Source organism: Pseudoalteromonas sp. 2CM39R, from assembly GCF_023161845.1.
On the sequence record NZ_JALNTM010000007.1, the window covers coordinates 309,661 to 330,647 of the forward strand.

The 20,987-nt window shown below is 40.0% G+C and carries 15 protein-coding genes and 1 tRNA gene; 10 read left to right on the forward strand and 6 right to left on the reverse strand.

Annotated elements, in window-relative coordinates:
• The first annotated feature begins 171 nt into the window (after positions 1 to 171).
• From MTF66_RS17815 to MTF66_RS17835, 5 genes are all read left to right on the forward strand, one after another.
• Positions 172 to 3,357 carry an HD domain-containing phosphohydrolase gene (locus MTF66_RS17815; protein WP_138621480.1) on the forward strand — a complete coding sequence of 1,062 codons (3,186 nt, stop codon included), beginning with the start codon at positions 172 to 174 and terminating at the stop codon, positions 3,355 to 3,357.
• Between the two features lie 165 nt (positions 3,358 to 3,522).
• Complete coding sequence (locus tag MTF66_RS17820) at positions 3,523 to 4,077, forward strand: elongation factor P hydroxylase (protein ID WP_054202145.1); 555 nt, start codon at positions 3,523 to 3,525, stop codon at positions 4,075 to 4,077.
• Positions 4,067 to 5,209: an ATP-NAD kinase family protein gene (locus MTF66_RS17825; RefSeq protein WP_109875528.1), complete on the forward strand. Its 1,143-nt coding sequence runs from the start codon at positions 4,067 to 4,069 to the stop codon at positions 5,207 to 5,209. The genes MTF66_RS17820 and MTF66_RS17825 overlap by 11 nt, the downstream gene beginning before the upstream one ends.
• 3 nt (positions 5,210 to 5,212) lie before the next feature.
• Positions 5,213 to 5,488 carry a YfcL family protein gene (locus tag MTF66_RS17830; RefSeq protein ID WP_010391380.1) on the forward strand — a complete coding sequence of 92 codons (276 nt, stop codon included), beginning with the start codon at positions 5,213 to 5,215 and terminating at the stop codon, positions 5,486 to 5,488.
• 143 nt (positions 5,489 to 5,631) lie between these two features.
• Positions 5,632 to 7,191 (forward strand): AbgT family transporter, encoded by a 1,560-nt coding sequence (locus MTF66_RS17835; protein WP_010391381.1) that lies wholly within the window; start codon positions 5,632 to 5,634, stop codon positions 7,189 to 7,191.
• A 1,052-nt stretch (positions 7,192 to 8,243) separates the two neighbouring features.
• On the opposite strand, the gene MTF66_RS17840 is transcribed toward MTF66_RS17835, so the two are convergent.
• Positions 8,244 to 10,073 (reverse strand): DEAD/DEAH box helicase, encoded by a 1,830-nt coding sequence (locus MTF66_RS17840; protein ID WP_054202149.1) that lies wholly within the window; start codon positions 10,071 to 10,073, stop codon positions 8,244 to 8,246.
• Between the two features lie 160 nt (positions 10,074 to 10,233).
• A complete protein-coding gene (locus MTF66_RS17845; RefSeq protein ID WP_008114535.1) occupies positions 10,234 to 10,497 on the reverse strand; it encodes a GrxA family glutaredoxin in 264 nt (87 codons plus the stop codon).
• Between the two features lie 291 nt (positions 10,498 to 10,788).
• Between MTF66_RS17845 and MTF66_RS17850 the strand changes: the two genes are divergently transcribed.
• A complete protein-coding gene (locus MTF66_RS17850) occupies positions 10,789 to 11,235 on the forward strand; it encodes an Hsp20 family protein (RefSeq protein WP_010391385.1) in 447 nt (148 codons plus the stop codon).
• A 59-nt stretch (positions 11,236 to 11,294) separates the two neighbouring features.
• Here the strand turns inward: MTF66_RS17850 and MTF66_RS17855 are convergent, their stop codons facing one another.
• The 4 genes from MTF66_RS17855 to MTF66_RS17870 form a co-directional block, all read right to left on the reverse strand.
• A complete protein-coding gene (locus MTF66_RS17855) occupies positions 11,295 to 11,810 on the reverse strand; it encodes a hypothetical protein (protein WP_138621482.1) in 516 nt (171 codons plus the stop codon).
• Positions 11,807 to 12,997, reverse strand: a complete 1,191-nt coding sequence (locus tag MTF66_RS17860) for a peptidyl-prolyl cis-trans isomerase (protein ID WP_138621484.1) — start codon at positions 12,995 to 12,997, stop codon at positions 11,807 to 11,809. The genes MTF66_RS17855 and MTF66_RS17860 overlap by 4 nt, the downstream gene beginning before the upstream one ends.
• Positions 12,997 to 14,010, reverse strand: a complete 1,014-nt coding sequence (locus MTF66_RS17865; protein ID WP_010391390.1) for a phospholipase — start codon at positions 14,008 to 14,010, stop codon at positions 12,997 to 12,999. The genes MTF66_RS17860 and MTF66_RS17865 overlap by 1 nt, the downstream gene beginning before the upstream one ends.
• A gap of 160 nt (positions 14,011 to 14,170) precedes the next feature.
• The gene (locus tag MTF66_RS17870) at positions 14,171 to 15,724 is read right to left on the reverse strand and encodes a cryptochrome/photolyase family protein (protein WP_138621486.1); all 1,554 of its coding nucleotides are present in this window, start codon (positions 15,722 to 15,724) and stop codon (positions 14,171 to 14,173) included.
• A 225-nt stretch (positions 15,725 to 15,949) separates the two neighbouring features.
• Here MTF66_RS17870 and MTF66_RS17875 point away from each other — a divergent pair.
• The 4 genes from MTF66_RS17875 to infB all read left to right on the forward strand — a co-directional run bounded on the left by MTF66_RS17875 (position 15,950) and on the right by infB (position 20,983).
• Positions 15,950 to 16,026 (forward strand) — tRNA-Met (locus tag MTF66_RS17875).
• Positions 16,027 to 16,306: 280 nt separating this feature from the next.
• Entirely contained in the window at positions 16,307 to 16,762 is a 456-nt protein-coding gene (gene rimP / locus MTF66_RS17880; RefSeq protein ID WP_008114543.1) for a ribosome maturation factor RimP, read from the forward strand.
• A 38-nt stretch (positions 16,763 to 16,800) separates the two neighbouring features.
• A complete protein-coding gene (gene nusA / locus MTF66_RS17885; RefSeq protein WP_138621488.1) occupies positions 16,801 to 18,300 on the forward strand; it encodes a transcription termination factor NusA in 1,500 nt (499 codons plus the stop codon).
• A gap of 25 nt (positions 18,301 to 18,325) precedes the next feature.
• Positions 18,326 to 20,983, forward strand: coding sequence for a translation initiation factor IF-2 (gene infB, locus MTF66_RS17890; protein ID WP_054202155.1), 2,658 nt, complete (start codon positions 18,326 to 18,328; stop codon positions 20,981 to 20,983).
• The last annotated feature ends 4 nt before the right edge of the window (positions 20,984 to 20,987 follow it).

Here is a 20,987-nt window from a genome sequence, read left to right on the forward strand (position 1 = left end):
GTTGGCATATGGTAAGCGCAATTAAGTGATCAGTAAATAAGTGCATAAAGTTTTATATTTTTGATTTTGTGACTAATATTACTTTAGCTCCATACGGATTATGGATATTGTTTCTAGCAGTATTCAACTCTCTGTATTTATTGCTCTTAAAAGTGCTTCAAGGAAAGTTCAATGATATTTAAAGCGTTAAATAAGTTAAAAAGAACAGTGCGCTTTTCTATTCGTTTAACGGTTGTGGCGGTATTTGTATTGGCAACGTCCATTACCGCCATTATAGCCACTAGCTTACAGTATTACTTCAGCGAAAAAATGGCACTAGAGTCTAACTTGTTGCATTTCAATATGACCACGCAATCTGTTGCTGATTACCTATCACGCATCAATGAAAAATCTGAAAATACTTTAAATATGATGGTTAAAAATACTTCACTAGTAGGTAATAACTTTTCAGATAAAACAGAGCTGCGTAATGTATTGAGCGAAATAATGGAATTAAACCCTGTGTTTTACGCATTTTCTATGGGCTATAGCAATGGAGACTTTTATGAAATTATCAATCTTGGGAGTGGTAAAATAGTCAGAGAGCGTTTAAATACGGTTGATAATGACCGGTGGGTTGTGATTCATATTAAAGCCGAAAAAGGGCAAAGGGTAGAACACAGGTACTACTTTGATGCTGATTTTAACTTAAGAGAACAAACCAATAAACCGACGTTTTTTGATCCTCGAGAGCAAACGTGGTTTAAACAAGCAAATTCAGAGCAGGTGAATAAAACTAAACCTTACTTACTCTCGCATTTACAAACTTCAGGTCAAACCTACTCGATTAAAACCAAAGGCGAAGACCATGTGTTAGCTCTTGGAGTTATGGTCGATAATATTTCTAATTACTTAATAACACAACAGCAGCAGTTAGGTATGCATAACTCTGCGCAGTTATTTATATATAATCGCGAAGGAGAGATTGTTGCTTCAAATCAGAAAGATAAGGTTGATAAAAACAAAAGCTTGAAACAATTAACGCTAAGCGAGCAACAGCAAAAAGTAATTGCACAATACCCGACTATTACAGTATCAAACGAAACAAATTGGGCCCCTATGGACTTTAGTGTTAGTGGTACGCCCAATGGCTACAGTATTGAATATATCAATGCGATTGCGCAGCTACTGGGTATTAAGATAAATTATGTTAATGGACTTAGTTGGCAAGAGTTACTTAATTTATTTAAAAATAATCAGATAGATGTACTTCATCCTGTAGTTAATACCACAACGAATAATACCTTAGGTATGCTTAGTACACCCATGGTAAATTTGCCTTTGAGTATTGTTAACCATCAGAGCAACCCACCAATCACCCACATACAGCAACTTGCTGGTAAGTCAGTTGCAGTGGGTGAGGGCTGGTCAATTGTAAAAACATTGCAAGCGCAATTTCCAGAAATTAACTTAGTAGAGGTTCCCAATACAAAAGCGTTGTTAACGCATGTAGCCAATGGTGATACCTATGCGGGAATAGACAGCAAGGCGGTATTACAATATATCCAACAACAATTTTTTATTGATGGGGTTCAGTATAATCAACTAGATGAAGAAAGTGCCGCGCTTTTTTCAAATGACTATCACTTATTATTTCATAACCAAGACGCTCAATTAAAAGCCTTGTTTGACTATGCAGCCACGCAACTGCCTATGCAATTTAAACAACAACTTAGTGATAAATGGCTTAATACTAATCCAGAGAAAAAATCAAAAGTTGTGGGCACTGTCCCCTATGAGCAATTAATTACTTTATTAGACGATGATAGTAATTTCTCTAATTTAAAGTTAGTGCATATTAATGGCAAAGAACAGTATGTATTTATTAAGCCTTTATCTGACTATTTATCGCTAGCCAGTACAGGTTACTTAGCCATTATGGTTTCTAAAGAAGATGTATTGAGTTCTACACGGAAAAAAATAAAGCTTTCTCTTATCATTACTGCTGTTTGCCTTATTTTGATATTACCTGTGTCGTGGTTTTTTGCATCCCCCATTGTTGCCCCAATTAAAACGCTGGTGGGTGAAAATAATAAAATTAAAAATCGTCAGTTTAAGCAAGTCTCAACCTTAAAAAGTCATATTAAAGAAATTAATACTTTAGCCAGCTCTATGGTCGAAATGAGCAAGTCGATACAACAACATGAAGAAAGCCAAAAAGCACTCATGGCTTCGTTTGTTGAGCTTATAGCTCAAGCAATTGATGATAAGTCTCCCTACACTGCGGGACACTGCGAACGTGTCCCAGAGCTAGGTATTGAGCTTGCTAAAGCCGCTTCAGAATCAGAGTTACCTGCCTTTCAAACGTTTAAATTTAAAAGTGATGAGGAGATTGAAGAGTTTAGCTTAGCTGCTTGGTTACATGATTGCGGTAAAATAACTACTCCAGAGCACATTGTCGATAAAGGCACTAAGTTGGAAGTGATTTATAATCGTATTCATGAAGTAAGAACACGGTTTGAAGTCCTTTGGCGAGATGCCGAGCTTGATTACTACAAGTCATTGCAACAAACCCCAAAAAATCAGAGTGAGCTAGCTAAGCAGTTGGCAGCTAAACATCAACAATTACTGGACGATTTTGCCTTTATTGCACAGTGTAATATTGGCGGCGAAAAAATCACAGCAGCCTCGCTTGAGCGTTTAACCTTGCTAAGCAATGTTACTTGGGTGCGGCACTTTGACGATAAGCTAGGGCTTTCACCTGTCGAAATGTATCGCTATGCACAAACGAGTGACACGCTGCCTGCTACTGAAAAGCTACTCAGCGATAAGCCTTGGCATTTAATTCCTCATGATAAACCGATTGAATATGACGAGCGTTTAGGAATAAAAATTGCTCCGTGTAAATATAAATATAATTTAGGGGAGCTTTATAATTTACAAACTTCTAGAGGCACCCTTACCGCAGAAGATAGGTTTAAAATTAATGAGCATATTATAAGTACCATACGTATGCTCGATACATTACCATTTCCTAAAGAGTTGGAGCGTGTCCCGCGTTTTGCCTCTACTCACCATGAAACATTAAAAGGAACTGGCTATCCTCGTAAACTAAGTGCCGATGATTTATCGATACCTGAACGGGTGCTGGTACTTGCTGACATTTTTGAAGCATTAACTGCAGCCGACAGGCCCTATAAAAAGGCAAAAACACTCAGTGAGTCCATTGGTATATTAGCTAAAATGGTGGCCGATCATCATGTTGATAAAGCCGTATTTGAATTATTTTTAAGTTCAGGTATTTATCTTGATTATGCTAAGCGCTATCTCAATGCTGAACAAATAGATGAAGTAGATGTTTCTAAATATATAACCTAGGGCCAAAGCGTTAAAATTAAACCGCTTAGCGCTAACAATGTTTTTAATCACTTGTTTTTTACTTTGTAGATAAAAGTACGTACAATTCGCTTCGTTTTTAGTGTGCTTTATACTAATTTCATCTGTCTTTAAAGCATCGGGTTCAAACGAGTATACGAAGTATTTATGCACCAAGTAGCTGATCTGATTTCTATTTTCGAACACACTTTTTACCAAAGCTATAACACGCGTTTGGTAAAAGGTGAGCATGAGCCTATTTACATTCCCGCAAATGATACAACCCCGCATCATCAAATTGTGTTTGCCCATGGTTTTTATGCTAGTGCATTGCATGAAATAGCTCATTGGTTAGTGGCAGGTTCTCAGCGCCGTTTAAGTGAAGACTATGGTTATTGGTATTGCCCTGATGGGCGCGATGCTACACAGCAAGCGGAATTTGAATCAGTAGAGGTAAAACCTCAAGCAATAGAGTGGGCATTGAGTGTGGCTGCCGGGTTTGATTTTAACGTATCGGTAGATAATTTAAATGGTGAGCAAACTTGTCGATTTGCGTTTCAGTCTCGCGTTCATGCAAAGTTATTAGAGTTATTGCAAAACGGGTTTAACCCAAGAACAACCTTACTATTAAAAGCACTATGTAAATTTTATAACACCACGTGGCCATTACATGCTGCGCAGTTTACATGGCGTTCTCCCGAGGAGTTAAAAGATGCAGTTTAAGTTAGGATTGATTGTAAATCCGGTCGCAGGGCTCGGTGGTACTGTGGCGCTTAAGGGCAGTGACGGTGAAGATACCGCAGCTAAAGCCATTGCATTAGGTGCAGAGCCTAAGTCAAATAGCCGCACTAAAGCTGCACTTGAAGTGCTTGTACCTCATCAATCAAACATTACTATTTATACTGTTAATGATGAAATGGGGGAGCAAACAGCAAAAGCGCTGGGCTTTAATACGCAAGTGGTTTATCAAAGTAACTCACCCACAACCAGTGACGATACCGAAGCTGCAGCTCGTTTATTACAGCAACAAGGTGTTGATTTAATCTTATTTGCTGGTGGCGACGGAACGGCGCGCAACATTTGCCATGCTGTAGAAGACTCGGTACCCGTGTTGGGCATTCCAGCAGGGTGTAAAATTCACTCAGGAGTATATGCCATTACGCCAAAAGCCGCAGGCCGTGTAGTTGAAATGCTGGTAAAAGGTGAGCTGGTAACATTAAGCGATGCTGATGTGATGGACATTGATGAAGTGGCCTTTCGCCAAGGAACAGTAAAAGCAAAACGTTATGGTGAAATGCAAGTGCCAAGTGAAGTGCGCTATGTACAAGCGGTTAAAAATGGCGGTAAAGAAACCGACGAGCTGGTGCTAGCAGATATAGCTGCTTATGTCGTTAGTGAAATGGATGCCGATATCCTCTATGTCATGGGTAGTGGCTCTACCGTTGGCGCAGTGATGGAAGAGATGGGGCTTGAAAACACCTTACTCGGTGTTGATCTCGTTGAAGATCAAGCCTTAGTAGGCCAAGACCTAACAGCCCAGCAACTTCTTGAACTTACCAAAGAACGTGAAACAAAGTTAGTGATCACCCTAATTGGCGGCCAAGGGCATATTTTTGGTCGAGGCAATCAACAACTCAGCCCTGCGTTAATTAAAGCGATAGGCCGCGATAATATTATTGTGGTGGCTACTAAAACAAAATTACAGGCTTTAAATGGCCGACCGCTGATTTGCGATACCGGTGATAGCAAATTAGATGATGAATTAAGCGGTTATATACGTGTAACCAGTGGGTTTAACGACCATATTATGTATGCAGTAGGTCATCAAGATGGGCTGCACCCAGAGGAGAAGTAACACATGAGTTTAGTAAATTACATAGATGCTGCGCAGCAATATTTTGATGATTTAGTGATAAAAGCAACCGATGACGAGTTATTTGCCGGCGGTTATTTACGCGGCCACTTTGATTTAGCCGTAGGTTATGCACAAGTTGAAGAATTAAATCTAGAAATTGCAGAACTAAACGACACGGTTGAAAAAAGCTTAGTAAAAGCTTATCGCAATGGCGAACTTAATGAAGATGATAAAGCACTCGTAGTAAGAATATGGGATGAAGTAAAAGCACTCGCATAAGCTTTTTTTATTCATTAAAAATAGCGCGGCTACTGAGCCGCGTTTTTTTGTGCCTAAAAAAGAACTTGTTTATTCAGTTAAAATTTACCTCATTCCTTAGATACGCTAAAGTAGCACAGTCTAAATTCTAGGGAACAAGTGAAATGAATAACAATAATGATGCGACAATGCCAACTGGCATAGTTGCGCGATTTTTAAATTTTGTTGAGCGGGTAGGTAATAAGCTTCCTGATCCAGCAATTATCTTTTTGTTTGCCATGTTATTAATCTGGTTTTTGTCTTGGTGGTTTTCAAGCGTCACATTTGATGCAATAGACCCTCGTACTGGCGAAGCCATTATCATTAATAACATGCTTGCCAGCGATTCGTTGGCCACTTTTTTATCTTCTATGGTAAAAACTTTCACCGGTTTTGCGCCACTGGGTGTAGTACTGGTTGCTATGCTAGGTGTAGGCGTTGCAGAGCATTCGGGCTTTATTAATACCGGCCTTAAATTAATGCTCAAAGTAACGCCTAGAAAATTACTAACACCCTCAATTATTTTGGTAGCTATTGTGAGCCATACGGCTACCGATGCAGGGTATGTGCTGGTTATTCCACTTGCTGGGGTAATATTTTTTGCAGCAGGTCGTCATCCGCTTGCCGGTATTGCAGCGGCATTTGCAGGGGTAAGTGGTGGTTTTGGTGCTAACTTTATTCCATCTGGAATTGACCCATTACTGCAAAGCTTTACGCAAAGTGCAGCACAAATTATTAATCCAACAATGAGCATTAACCCGCTTAATAACTGGGGCTTTGCTTCAGCATCAAGCTTATTTATTGTGATGTTAGGTTGGTATATCACCGATAAAATTATTGAACCACGTTTAAAAAATTCACCAGTTGATGGCGAAACTCAAGACCTACCAGCATTTGAAGATGCCCGTAGTGACGAAAAGCGCGCCTTTCTTATTGCCAGTAGCGTAATGATTGCAGGTATTGCATTATTAGCTTATGTATCTGCACCCGCTGATTCAGCTATGCGCAGCAGCGATGGCTCGTTAACAAACTTTAGTTCACCATTAATGCAATCAATAGTGCCGCTAATCTTCTTATTATTTTGGATCCCAGGCGCAGTATATGGTTTTACCGTAGGCACCTTTAAAAGCTCTAAAGACATGATAGACGCGATGAGCAAAGCCATGAATGGTATGGCGTATTACATTGTTATGGCATTCTTTTGTTCATTATTTATTGCTGCATTTAGTAAATCAAACCTAGGTGCTTTACTGGCAATTGAAGGGGCTCAGGTATTAAAAGCAATGGAGTTACCGAGCTCTGTAACGGTAGTAGGGATTATTTTCCTAACTGGTTTTGTAAACTTGTTTGTTGGTTCAAGCTCGGCTAAGTGGGCACTATTAGGTCCGGTATTTGTACCTATGCTAATGCAGCTCGGTATTTCGCCAGACTTAACGCAAGCAGCGTACCGTGTGGGAGATTCTAGCTCTAATATTATCACCCCGCTAATGCCATACTTCCCGCTGGTGGTGGTGTACTGTCAAAAATACGTTAAAGGCACAGGCATAGGTACGCTTATCGCGATGATGCTACCGTATTCAATCGCCTTTATGATCGGTTGGAGTATCTTCTTGCTAGGCTACTGGGCACTCGGTATCCCATTAGGACTTGATGCCAGCTACGTGTATCCCGCAGTGGCGCCTTAACTTATATCTTGATTCATAAACCTCACTCACTCGAGTGAGGTTTATATAAAAGTGCTGTAATATTCAAAGCAAGTCTAAGTTACCTTTCTAAATCTCTCACTATATAGCCAAACAAACTAGCCTCACCAAAAATATAAACATAATCGTTTTTGTTATTCATTATTGTAGGCTTATCGTCGTACCACCTAAAATCATGAGTTTCGTTTGTTTTAGGATCTTTAAAATATAAACGAGTACAATTATCTTCATAATCAGAACCACACTTTTGCACATCAGTTAGGATATATTCCTTATACCAATAGTCGCCTTGCGTGTAGTAAGCCCATAATTTAATGGGGCCAGAGAATAAAAAATAGAGACTTGCATAGATTAACAAAGGGATTAATGGGTACGCGAATATTAATGATAATTTCGTTTTTGTATCTGAAAAACTATATTTAAGGTGCTCTCTGTATTTACTGCAGCGTCTATATTTATTGAATACAAGTATATTTAAATAGATGAATGATGCGCCACAAATAATAGGGAATGCTATAAAGAAAATAACGTCGTATATTTCATTTGTGATAAATGGTGGATCTGTAAAGTCCATTAAAATAGGAATAATGATGCATAATAAAATAGGTAACATTATTACTACAAAGAGTAAGTTGTCGTAATTTCTTTTCAATTTTTAATTCGTCCGTGAATTATAGCCTTTGCTTAGTTTACATAAATTTTATTGTTTTAAAAATCAAAGAAAACATGTTTATACACATTAAGTAATCTGAGTTTTGGATAATAAAGCTATCTCAAGCGGCTTTTTCAACGCTAATTGCGTTGAATTTACTTACAATAAGCTAGCTATTGACGCGTAATTTCGCCTTGTTTTCACTGCAATCTCTGGTTAGAGAAAACAAACAGAATATTTTTAATTCAATATTTTAATTAAGTATCTAATACTGGCTTGCGGCTTCAAGTTACGGAATTTAAGCTGACCTGATACCTGAATTCCAGACACAAAAAAACCTTGGCACTTTCATGCCAAGGTTTTTTTACTAAAGAGTCGTTGCTTACTTAGCGGTGAAGCTAACTGGGCGACGTTCTTTACGAGGGCCACTACGCTTATCAGGGCGTTGACCATCTTTATTAAAGCTACGCTTCTTGTCACCAGCAGGGCGTTCAGAACGCTCGCCGCGTGGCTCAGAAGGGCCTTGATCTTGTGTTAATGTCATACCCATTGGGCGTTTACAAATAAACACTTTTTGGAAGTGATCAAGTACATCTTTAGGCATGTTTTGCGGTAATTGTACCGTACTGTGACTGTCGTGAAGACGAATGTCACCAATAAACTTGCTTGAAATGTCTGCTTCGTTAGCAATTGCACCAACAATGTTCTTAACCTGAACACCATGCTCACGACCTACTTCGATACGGTACGTATCCATAGGACCTGCATCACGGCTATTACGCTCGCGAGGTTTACGCTCAGCGCGCTCACCGCCACGTTCGTTACGACGACCACGATCACCACGATCATTACGGTCGTTGCGAGGGTTGCGTTCGTTACGCTCACGCGGTTGAATCTTAACTTCTTCAACTTTAATTGGTGATTGTTGCTGTGCTAAACACAGTAATGCACCCGCTAAGTCTTCAGGAGCAAGCTCAAGTTTTTGTGCCATGTTGGCAGCCACTTCGTTGAAGAAAGTAATATCTTTGTTTTCAAGTGCAAGCGTAAGCTTTTCTTGAAGCGCATTGATACGTTTCTCTTCAACAACTTTAGCTGTTGGTAATTCAACTTGTGCGATTTCAGATTTAGTATGACGAATGATATTTTTAAGTAAATAACGCTCGTTATGCTTAACGAAAAGAATCGCTTTACCAGTACGACCAGCACGACCTGTACGGCCGATACGGTGAACGTAGGCTTCAGAATCTTGTGGAATGTCGTAGTTGATAACTAAGCTTAAACGGTCTACATCAAGACCACGTGCCGCTACGTCTGTTGCAATAACAACGTTTAGCATGCCGCTTTTTAAACGATCAACTGTGCGCTCACGCGCTTGCTGGTTCATGTCACCGTTAAGTGGAGCAGCAGAGAAACCTTCGCGCTCTAATAACTCAGCTAGTTGAACTGTATCGTTACGTGTACGTACGAAAACAATAGCACCTTCATATTGTTCTGCTTCTAAGAAACGAACAATGGCTTTGTTTTTATGTACGTGTGCATTCCAAAACACTTGCTCTACTGACGATACAGTTGAGTTGCGTGCAGAAATATGAACCTGTTCAGGATTGTTCATATATTTGCTGCTGATGTTTTGAATTTGCTTAGGCATAGTCGCAGAGAAAAGACATGTTTGCTTTTCACGCGGCGTTTTTTCCATGATGTTTTCAACATCATCGATAAAGCCCATACGTAGCATTTCATCGGCTTCATCAAGTACAAGTGCTTGTAAAGCATCAAACTTGATAGTGCCACGGTTTATGTGATCGATTAAACGACCCGGTGTAGCAACAATAATCTGTGCGCCACGACGAAGTGCGCTCAACTGGATGCTGTAGCTCTGGCCACCATATAGTGCCAGTACTTCAACACCACGAGTGTGTTTTGCATATTGTTCAAATGCCTCAGCTACTTGGATCGCAAGCTCACGGGTTGGTGTGAGTACAAGGATCTGTGGCTGTTTCACAGACGGGTCAATATTATTTAGTAATGGCAGTGCAAATGCTGCTGTTTTACCTGTACCCGTTTGTGCTAGTCCCAGTACGTCCTTTCTTTCTAGCAATAACGGTATACATTGAGCTTGGATTTCAGATGGTGTCTTGTAACCCAACTCTTCAACTGCCTTTAAAATTGCAGGAGAAAGATTTAGAGATTCAAACGTGACTGGTTCTGACATTAATACGCCTCAACGAATTTAAAGAGGCGCGCATTGTATAGGAAATACGAGGCAAATGCTTGTATAAATTACAACTAATTTATATGTGGTTGATGTTGGTCGAAATTTAACCAGCTCAAGTTGTGCGTTAATTAAGCTGGTTAACAATATACCTACAAATTTACTGGTAAAGGCCTAGGTTTTCTTTGGCATAGGCTTCAAATTCTGTAAAACCACCAATGTGTGTTTGGTCTACAAAAATTTGTGGCACAGTCGGGCATGGTTTGCCTGCAGATTTCTCTAAATCTTCTTTACTGATACCTTCTTTGATGATGTCGATGTAGCGGTATTTAAAATCATCGCGGTCATTAGCAAGTTGCTCTGCAACATCTTTAGCGCGAACACAAAAAGGGCAGCCTTCACGGCCAAAAATTACTGTTAACATAACGCTCTCCTCAAATTAATTGATCCTAGTGTAACTAATTTCATTATTTATTACAGTGCAAAAAAACGATTATTGTGTTCGCTTTTTTTAGGGTCTGTAAAAAAAATAAAAAATATTTTATAAAAAAATCTTGAAATAAAATTGTCCGCCCATAAATAGTTATTTGAGGACGCCTGATGGGTCTTCATTTAAACAGAACTATTTGAAAATTATATTATTAATTAATTTTTGCCGTTACTTGTTCAAACGAAAAGTGGCAGCAATATATCGCTTAAATATGAGGATATTATTATGCGTACAGTAGATTTATCACCCCTATACCGTTCATTCATTGGTTTCGATCACTTAGCATCATTAATGGATGCCGCTGCACGAACTGACAAGCAGCCAAGTTTTCCTCCATACAACATCGAAGCACTTGATAAAGACAAATACCGTATCACTATGGCAGTTGCTGGATTTAGTGAAGACGAGTTAAGCCTGCAATCTGAAAACAACACGTTAGTTGTATCAGGCACTAAAGCAGGTAAAGATCAAAACGATGAACGTAAATTCATTCATCAAGGCATTGCCGAGCGCAACTTTGAGCGTAAGTTCCAGTTAGGTGACCACGTTAAAGTACTTGGCGCAGACCTAGCTAACGGCTTACTAAGCATCGACCTTGAACGTGAGATCCCAGAAGCGCTGAAGCCACGTAAAATTGAAATTGGCTCAGGCAATATGCTAGAAAGTAAATAGCTTAGATAGCACACGTATTTTCCCTGTGAAAAGCCGCCATTTGGCGGCTTTTTGCGTTGTTAGTCTTTTAAATCTATTTGCATTTGTTTTAAAGCGTTAATTTTATCTATTGCAACTTGTAGTTGTTCTTGTGAAAGCTTTTTTTGTCGGCCTTTAGCAAGTAAGTCTTCAAGTTTTAATATTTTGGCTTTTGCAGCAACAACAAAACGTTGTTCGAGCTGTCTTTGCTGTTCAAGGTGGAAATCTTGATATGCCTGGTGATTATTTAGATCACCATTGTACTGAGCCACTGGCTGAGTATTTTTTACTATGTTGGGTAAATAGGCCACAGAGGTTATTGTTGGTAAGGGCTGAGAGCTAGTATTACTAGTTGCAACCGTTTTCAATTGCGTGCTTTCCAACTCTTGAGTCATGTCAGCAGCAGTAAGTTCAAGGGACGTTATTTGCTTGACACTTTTAGCTTGGTTAAGACCATCAATATTCTCTATTGTTGGTTTGCTAGTATAATGAGTGAAAAGTGTGTAAATACCAACACAAGCTAAAGCAATGACAGAAACGAAATTTTTTTTACTCATAAAATTACTCTCGTCTTATTTTGCCACTTGAGCCAGTTATTTTCATACTGTTGTGCCGCTTTTTGTTTTGCGATGGCCTTTGTTGCTTGGTATCGAACGGTTTCATCTTCTGGCGAAAAGTAATCAAACTGATGCTCATAACTGTGTATCACCACCCATTCACCTCTAGGTGTACGTATAACAGCAGAAATGGTGTTTTCTTTAGTTGTGAACGCAAGTTGTACAACCCAACTACTTTTGTTTTTGCGATTTAATTCACTATTGTATTGAGCATATATATCTTGTTTTCCTGATATTACTAATGCTTGTTTAAGTGATTTGTTATCCGCCAACGTGCGAAAGTCTACAGCATTGGTTCGACTAGCAAATTGGGCTCCGTGGGCTTTCACTTGGCTTAAAAATTTAAACTGCGATTTATTTGCTTGATAAAACGCTTTAATTTCGCTTTTGTTTACTTGTTTCTCTAGCTTTTCAAGAACGGGGCTCTGCATGTGCATCATTGTATTTATGCCTAGCCAGCTTTGAATGGAGGGTCGCAAAATATCTCCTTTAGCTATTTCATACAGATGTTCAATATCAATATTCTGCTTTGCCAAAATCGGTTTGGCTTTTAAAAGCGCTATATTGAATTGCCGTTTTTTTATTAATTCACTTTTGAATAGTTCACTATCTCCTCTATGGAGTTTAAAACGTACCTGCATTGATAGTGTATCGATAAATTCATATAAATTAATAGAGTTATACAAAATAGGGGTTAAATCGATCTGCTGCATTTTTTTAATCAAGCTTTGCACATATTGACCATTTTTAGGGTACGGCCCTAATGTGTGTTTAAGCCATTGGCTATCATAAGTGTCAAGCTTTACCTGACTTGACTGTGCCTTTATAGCTAATTGCGAATCGAACAGATTTTTTAAGTAACGTTCAACATGGTATTGAGTGCTAAAACCAACGGCAGATTGTCGTTTTATTATTGCAGGTGTTTTTAGCGCTGCTTGTTGTAACAAAAACTGATTCTCATACAGACGAGTTCTAACTTCATTGATTGTAATTTCAGGTTTGTGCTTTAAATAAGCACGATGCATAAAGTTAACTTCATCACTACTGTATTGTGTAAATGAGGCCATTACTAGGGAGTGGTAAAAAGCCCCTAGTAATGTAATCACTAAAATAGCCATTTTTTTCATTAGCGAGCAACCATGGCGTGGTTTAATAAGTGCACCACCATTGCTATTGCATGGGGCACTACTTGCTTAGCTATATTAAGGCGATCAAAATGATCTTCTGAGTTGAGTACAATCCCACCTTGTGCATAAGAAAATGAACCGCCTTGAGTTAATAATGGGCGAACATCTTGGCTATTTTTATCTAAAGGCGAGAACGTTTGCATTGCTTGAGTAACGAGTGATAAATCGTTGAGCTGCTCTTGATCATAGTAATCTTTTACCCAACTTTCCCAGCTAGAGTGGTTAAGGTCTGATGTGGTCCATGTGTGGTGAGGTTGTAATAAATCAGTAGTATGAAATACAAACCCTAACACTTGAGGATTTCCGCTTTGTAAGTAACTTTGATACCAATATTGGCCTAAATTATCGATAGGTTGAAATGGCATTTCTTCAAAGTCATCGTACATAGAATAGGTTGAGTTGCTATCGATTCTGTAGTGAGATTCTGTTACACCATAACTGTTATATTTTGAAGAGTCGGCATTGAACCAACCTGTTTCCCCCCCTTTACCATCATCAAGATAGTCACCTTTAAGCCAAGCAGATGCAAGATTATCAATAGTGCCCCAAACGGTGAGCTTCTCATAATTATAACCACCAAAATCGTTTCCATGTTGGTCTGCACCTTGGGTATGATTTTGAAAATGCCAATAGCTTGTATATTTAACTATACTTTGCGCTGCTCCCCATACTGGCGCTTGAACACATGAACCTGTAATAGCACCACAGAAAAAGGTGTCTTCAAAGTCATCTACGTCATAAGCAGCTTGTCCCAGCAGCTCGGCTAATTCAGAGATTGTCAGATTGTTTTGTGCAGCGTACTGACGTAGGGCAGCATATTCGGTGCTGGCTGGGTGTTGCTGCATATAATTTACGGCATCTAGAACAATACGTTTGTGAGTTTCTTGACTAAAAGCTTGAGCTTGGCTTGTACCGAGTAATAAAAGTGTCGCTGCAATTAATTGTTTTTTCATTTTATTCTCATCATAGTTTGGAGTAAGAGGTGCTATTAAAAAATAAGCTCATTACACTGACATGACAAATAAATTAAACATTTAATTAACAATATTACCTGATTTTGGTACTTTAATATTAACTATCAAGGATACCGCCGCCAATTGACGGCATTTATATTTATAGCTTTTCAATATTATTTAAATAGTTGTTAGCTTGCTCTAAGGTTTCTTGGCGTAATGATTCATCTTGTTTATCCCAATTACGATAAACCATGCCTATTCGTGGGTTTTTCTCAAGTCGCTCTCGGTGTTTTTGCATAAACTGCCAGTAAAGGCTGTTTAGCGGACACGCGTCTTTACCCACTTTTTCTTTCACTTTGTATTGGCAGCTTTTGCAGTAGTCACTCATTTTATTTATATAGTTGCCGCTGGCCGCATAAGGTTTAGTGGCAATGATGCCATCGTCAGCAAATTGGCTCATCCCTCGTGCGTTAGGCATTTCTACCCATTCAATAGCATCGATATACACGCCTAAATACCATTCATCCACTTCATCAGGATTTATGGCGGTTAATAAGCAAAAATTACCTATTACCATTAAGCGCTGAATATGATGGGCATACGCGCTGTCTAAGCTTTGTGTTAATGAGTGGCTTAAACAATTCATTTTTGTTTTACCATTCCAAAAATAACTCGGTAGTGCTCGAGTTGCATTAAGCTGGTTTTTGTTGGCGTAATCGGGCATGTTTTTCCAATACACGCCACGCACATATTCGCGCCAACCCAGTACTTGGCGAATAAAGCCTTCAACCTGAGAAATCGATATTTCATCTTGGCGTTGGTGGAACTCTTTAACAACACGGTCGATAACATAGCGAGGGTGTAAAATTTTGGCATTTAACGCAAACGATAACCGGCTGTGATAAAAGGTATCTTTATCAGGACATTGATCTGTCATCGCATCTTGAAATTGACCAAAACGAGGCAGTAAATGTGCACAAAAGTGATCAAGTGTACTGATAGCTTGTTTACGGGTTGTTGGCCAGCTTAACTGAGTTTCTATTTGTCCAAAGTAATTTATTTTATGTTTATCTAAACGTTCAATAATGGCGCTAACATCATTTTTAAATAATTTTGGTTTTGGGATATCGGCTAAGTCGTTTTTTGAGAACTTATTACGGTTATTTGCATCAAAGTTCCATTGACCGCCGTGAGGTTTTTCATCCTCCATTAAAATATCGAACTGCTTACGCATTGCCCGATAAAAATGCTCCATAGTGACGTGTTTATCTTTTTTAAAGCGTTTGTCTATGTCGTTAAATGCCAATAAAAAGTGCTCGCTGTCGCAGGCATTCACCGTTAACTCGCTATTAGTCGCGAATTCGTGAAGTTGTGTTTTTAAACGGTACTCATCTGGGTATTGATATTCTATAGAGGTACATTCATGCTGTTTGGCTAAACGCGTTAAAAGAGCGGGTAAGTCATCATCGTCTTTGGTGTCATCTAGCGTGAGATGTAATACATTGAAGCCAGCATCTTCTAGCGCATTAGCGAAGTTTTCCATGCCTTTAAAAAAGGCTGATATTTTTTGCACATGGTGTTTTACATAGTGTGCTTCTTGCATAAGCTCAGCAATTACAAATACGGTGTCGTCTGATTTGTCTTTAAACCACGAATGAGCAGGGTTGAGCTGATCACCTAAAATCAATTTTAGAGTGTTGTATTTTTTCATAATTAGCCAAAATTTATTTTTATACGCTGTATTTAAAAAAGCGATCGATTTCTACATGTCGTTTTAATCATAGAGCAAAGCAATAAACAGCATTGCTTTTTTTATCAACTTATTAGTTATTATGGTTGCTAATTTAGTGGCACATCCTTATAATAGCGGCCATTGTTTAGTAGGTTATAAAATTTACTAACAGCGATATTAAGTTATTAACTTTTTATCTATTGGCGCGGGATGGAGCAGTCTGGTAGCTCGTCGGGCTCATAACCCGAAGGTCGTTGGTTCAAATCCGGCTCCCGCAACCAATCTTAATAGTAGGTTTAAACTTACTACTTTATATCGCGCATTCTAAGTAATGCGCGTTTTGCGTTTAAGCTAATGAAGTTTAATTTGGTCAGGGTACTGACTCGCAACCAAGCTTGGCCCTAGGCCACACAGTTTTTGCGTTTTTTGGTGTGACGCCCCGCTTGGTTCGGGGCGTTGTTGTATCTGCACCGTTTGATTTAATGTTTATCGATTAAATCAAAATTTAAACTCAGTATTTTAGGGCTATAAGCCCTTTTTTTGTTTGTATGGAGGATTTTCGTGACAAAACTTGAACAAGATTTAGTAACCATGTTAACGCCTGCGGTAGAAATGCTAGGCTTTGAATTACATGGTCTTGAGTTTGTACAAGCGGGTCGCCATTCTACCTTAAGAGTATACATTGCTCATGAGGATGGAATTTCAGTTGACAACTGCGCAGATGCAAGTCGTCAAATTAGTGCGATTTTAGACGTCGAAGACCCGATTACAAACGAATATGATTTGGAAGTGTCGTCTCCTGGTGTTGATCGTCCATTATTCAAACAAGATCACTACGAGCAGGCGCAAGGAGAGGAAGTACGCGTGCGTACTAAGCTTCCACAAGACGGTCGCCGTAATTTTAAAGGCGACTTAATAGCAGTTAGCAGCGATATGATCACACTATCTAGCGATGGTGCAGAGCATTTAATCATGCTTAGTAACATTGAACGTGCGAACATAATCGCAAAGTTTTAATTCGAGTGCGAAGGAATAGGGCAAGCGAGGCATTACCCATGGCAAAAGAGATATTATTGGTTGCTGAAGCCGTTTCCAATGAGAAAGCGGTTCCAAAAGAAAAGATTTTTGAAGCTCTAGAGTTCGCATTAGCGACAGCGACAAAGAAAAAGCATGATGGTGAAATTGATGTACGTGTTGCAATTGACCGTAAAACTGGCGATTACGATACATTCCGTCGCTGGCAAATAGCTGAAGTATTAGAAGATGGTTCTTTAGAGAATCCATACAGCGAAATCACGTTAGAAGCTGCTCAAGTTGAAGAACCAGACTTGAAAATGGGCGACTACGTAGAAGAGCAGATTGAATCAATTAAATTTGACCGCATAACAACACAAATGGCTAAGCAAGTAATCGTACAAAAAGTACGTGAAGCAGAGCGTGCCTTAGTGGTTGAAGCGTACAAAGATCAGCAAGGCGAGCTAGTAACGGGTGTTGTTAAAAAAGCAACGCGTGATGCAATCGTACTTGATTTAGGTAATAACGCAGAAGCGGTTATTTACCGTGACGACATGCTGCCACGTGAAAACTTCCGCCCAGGCGATCGTATTCGTGGTCTTCTATATGAAGTTAAACCAGAAGCACGTGGTGCACAGTTATTTGTAACCCGTTCTAAACCAGAAATGCTGATGGAATTATTCCGCATTGAGGTGCCAGAAATTGGCGAAGAGATGATTGAATTACGTGCCGCAGCTCGTGATCCAGGTTCACGCGCTAAAATCGCAGTTAAGTCTAATGATAAGCGTATAGACCCTGTAGGTGCGTGTGTTGGTATGCGTGGCGCACGTGTTCAAGCGGTATCGTCAGAACTTGGCGGTGAGCGTGTTGATATCGTACTTTACGATGACAACCCAGCACAGTTTGTTATTAACGCAATGGCACCAGCAGAAGTGGCTTCAATCGTAATGGATGAAGACACTCACTCAATGGATATTGCTGTTGAAGCTGATAACTTAGCACAAGCTATTGGTCGTAATGGTCAAAACGTACGTTTAGCAAGCCAGTTAACTGGCTGGGAATTAAACGTAATGACCGTTGATGAAATGCGCGCTAAGAACGAAGCTGAGTCAGATAAGTTAATTAACTTATTTACTGAAAACTTAGATATTGATGACGAGTTTGCGTCATTACTTATCAACGAAGGTTTCTCAACACTTGAAGAAGTTGCGTATGTACCTGCTTCTGAGTTTTTAGAAATCGACGGCTTAGATGAAGAAACAGTGGACGTATTACGTTCACGTGCAAAAGATGCATTAACAACGAAAGCCCTTAAAACGGAAGAAAGCTTAGAAGGCGCTGAGCCTGCTGAAGACTTACTTGCGCTTGAAGGCTTAGAGCGTCATTTAGCATTTGTTATGGCAAGCAAGGGTGTAATAACACTTGAAGACTTAGCTGAGCAAGGCATTGATGAGCTTGTAGATATTACAGAGCTATCTGCAGAGAAAGCGGGCGAGCTAATTATGGCTGCACGTAATATTTGTTGGTTTGCAGACGAGTAATTTATTAACGGAGGTATTAGAGACTATGGCAGAAGTAAATGTTGAAAAACTAGCCGGTGATATAGGTACAACTGTTGATAAATTGCTACAGCAGTTTTCACAAGCCGGTATTACTAAACAAGCAGGCGATAATGTAACAGAAGCTGAAAAAGCAACGTTACTTGATCACCTAAGCAAGCAACATGGCGGTACTGGATCTGAAGGTCCAGCGCGTATGACATTGCAACGTAAGAGCAAAAGCACATTAAGTGTGACTGGCTCTACGGGTAAAGCAAAGGCTGTGCAAGTTGAAGTTCGCAAAACCCGCACTTACGTGAAAAAAAGTGCTGTTGAGCAAGAGCAAGAACAGCAACGTCTAGCCGCTGAAGAAAAAGCGCGTCTTGAAGAGCAGCAAAAAGCTGAACAAGAAGCCGCAGAATTGAAAGCGAAACAAGAGGCAGAACGTAAAGCGAAAGAAGACGCTGATCGTAAAGCCAAAGAAGAAGCTAAACGCAAAGCAGATGCTGAGCGTAAAGCGAAACAACAGCAGATGACCCCTGAGCAAAGTGCTAAGTCTGAGAAAGATCGCATCGAAGCTGAGCGTCTGCAAAAAGAAGCAGAAGAGGCCGCATTGAAGAAAGCTGAAGAAGAAGCGAAACGTCAAGCAGAAGAGGCAAGAAAGCTAGCTGAAGAGAATTCAGCACGCTGGAAGAAAGAAGAAGAAGAACGTAAGAAACGCGAAGAAACCGCGGATCACCACCTTACGACTTCAACTTACGCACGTGAAGCAGAAGATGTAGCAGATGCTCGCGAAGAGCAAGGCTCCCGCCGTGCGAAGAAAAAGAAAAAAGCGCCAGCAAAAGATAAATTTGCAGCGTCTAAAGGTAAAAAAGGTAAGCTAAAAGCGCCAGCGTCATTACAGCACGGTTTCCAAAAACCAACGGCTGATGTTAAAAACGAAGTGCGTATTAGTGAAACAATTACAGTTGCTGAGCTTGCGTCACGCATGGCTGTTAAAGGCGCTGAAGTTGTAAAAACAATGATGAAAATGGGTGACATGGTTACGATTAACCAAGTTATTGACCAAGAAACTGCGCAACTTGTTGCAGAAGAAATGGGCCATAAGGTTATCATCGTTAAAGAAAACGAATTAGAGCAAACAGTACTTAACGACCGCCATGAAGATGGTAAGTCTGAGCCTCGCGCTCCAGTAGTAACTGTTATGGGTCACGTTGACCACGGTAAAACGTCAACGCTTGATTACATTCGTTCAGCTAAAGTTGCTTCAGGCGAAGCCGGTGGTATTACGCAGCACATTGGTGCATACCACGTTGAAACTAACGGCAACATGATCACTTTCCTAGATACTCCGGGTCACGCCGCATTTACATCTATGCGTGCTCGTGGTGCAAAAGCGACTGATATCGTAATCCTAGTAGTTGCAGCCGATGATGGTGTAATGCCACAAACTAAAGAAGCGGTACAGCATGCTCGCGCAGCTGGCGTTCCTTTAATCATTGCTGTTAACAAAATGGATAAAGAAGGCGCAGATCCAGACCGTGTTAAAAACGAGCTAGCTCAGCTAGACGTTATCCCAGAAGATTGGGGCGGTGATACGCAATACGTTCACATCTCAGCTAAAACAGGTCTTGGTATTGATGACCTTTTAGAAGCAGTATTAATGCAATCTGAGCTGTTAGAACTAAATGCACCTAGCGAAGGTATGGCTGCAGGTGTTGTTATTGAATCACGTCTTGATAAAGGCCGTGGTCCAGTAGCGTCTATTCTTGTTCAATCAGGTACGCTTAACCAAGGTGACATTGTATTATGTGGTCTTGAGTATGGCCGTGTTCGTGCAATGCGCGATGAAAACGGTAAAGACATTAAATCTGCGGGTCCTTCTATCCCTGTTGAGATTTTAGGTCTTTCTGGTATTCCAGCTGCAGGTGATGAAGCGACAGTAGTTAAAGACGAGCGTAAAGCACGTGAAGTTGCACTTTACCGTCAAGGTAAATTCCGCGATGTTAAATTAGCGCGTCAGCAAAAAGCGAAGCTTGAAAACATGTTTACTAACATGACTGAAGGCGACGTGTCTGAAGTTAACGTAGTACTTAAAGCAGACGTTCAAGGTTCAATTGAAGCAATTTCAGACTCACTAACTAAACTTTCTACTGATGAAGTAAAAGTGAAGATTGTTGGTTCTGGTGTTGGTGGTATCACTGAAACAGATGCAACTCTTGCTGCAGCGTCTAACGCAATCGTAGTTGGCTTTAACGTTCGTGCCGATGCATCAGCGCGTAAAGTGATTGACTCTGAAAACTTAGACCTTCGTTACTACAGCGTAATTTACGCACTTATCGAAGAAGTTAAGCAAGCCATGTCTGGTATGCTTGCTCCTGAGTTTAAACAAGAGATCATTGGTCTTGCTGAAGTACGTGATGTATTTAAGTCTCCAAAAATTGGCGCAATTGCTGGTTGTATGGTTACTGAAGGTACTATCAAACGTAGCGCACCAATTCGTGTACTTCGTGATAACGTGGTTATTTACGAAGGTGAACTTGAGTCATTACGTCGCTTTAAAGATGACGTACAAGACGTTCGTAACGGCATGGAATGTGGTATCGGCGTTAAGAACTACAATGACGTTCGCGTTGGTGACCAAATCGAAGTATTTGAAACAGTTGAAGTACAACGTAGTCTTTAATTGT